Here is a 1,069-nt window from a genome sequence, read left to right as displayed (position 1 = left end):
CCCTGCGTTGCGGAAAGGCTTTACGAAGCTGACCTGACACGTAAGCACATGAAAAATATATTAAATTTAAGAATGAAGATTATACACTTTTCATTCCATGACAAACATTTTGAATACTGGAAACCGTGAACTTATTGCAATTTTTTACACTCTAGAAAAGCAATACCTCACACTTCTCAAAAATATATAAGGGTTTTATGTATTCGATAGCGCAGTCTCTATAGAATAAAGAGTTGTTTTCTAACACTACGTGCGTCTGTATGATGCAAACGAGAACCGACTGTCTTCAGAATGATAGAGCCCAGTGCTTATCTATAGTTACAAGGAAGAAACTCATGAGCGCACTTATCCACTTGGCAGAAGTCTTTGTTTTTTTGCTTTTCATCATCACCTTCGTAAGAATTCGCTCACTCTATCGTGATTACCCTCCTCTCAACCATACTAAAAAAATGACACAAACTGACGAGCGTAAACCTTTAGTAGGAAATGCTTCAGCCAGTGTGAAATATGAGGACAAAATGGCTATCCTCAAAGAAGCACAAGTTTTTGCAGGTATGCAGCTTCTACCCCTAAAAAAGCGCTATGGAGATATACATGGCGAAAAGTATGCTTGGTTGAGAAAAGCCTGCGCTTTCTACCTTATAGGGGCAACCCGCGCTATAACGAACACAGGCCAATGTGGCCCAGGCACATACGAAGAAATTACTGGACTGGTAATCAAGTCTTGCTTGAAGACCCCTAACAACGACGTACTCGCTTATCTAAAGAGCGCTTCAAATGACGAGTGGGATAAAGAGCAAAAGGTCTTAGCATTAACTGGAGAGCAAGCAGCAGCTAACTGGGTATCAGGCAAGGCTATCCCTCACCACACTACCCTGGACGAACACTTAAGTCGAAACGGAATTATTGCTTAAATTCCAGTGACTGATAGTGAGATAATTTTCTCGTGCCCCTCACCTACCTGAATCTCTTTGCTGCGGAGGCAAACTTTCTCAACTCGCTCGACGCTCATCTCGACTTGCTTAGCAATACTGTCACTCTGCATGTCTACCGAGGCATCTTTTAGACA

The 1,069-nt window shown here is 42.0% G+C and carries 1 protein-coding gene; it reads left to right on the top strand.

Translation table 11 applies throughout. From position 1 onward, the window contains the following. The first annotated feature begins 335 nt into the window (after positions 1–335). Positions 336–914, top strand: coding sequence for a hypothetical protein (locus A3756_RS01065; RefSeq protein WP_068507775.1), 579 nt, complete (start codon positions 336–338; stop codon positions 912–914). The last annotated feature ends 155 nt before the right edge of the window (positions 915–1,069 follow it).

This window comes from Oleiphilus sp. HI0086 (assembly GCF_001635225.1).
Note: the sequence above shows the minus strand (reverse complement) of the source record. Positions and strands in the feature narration are given on the sequence as shown.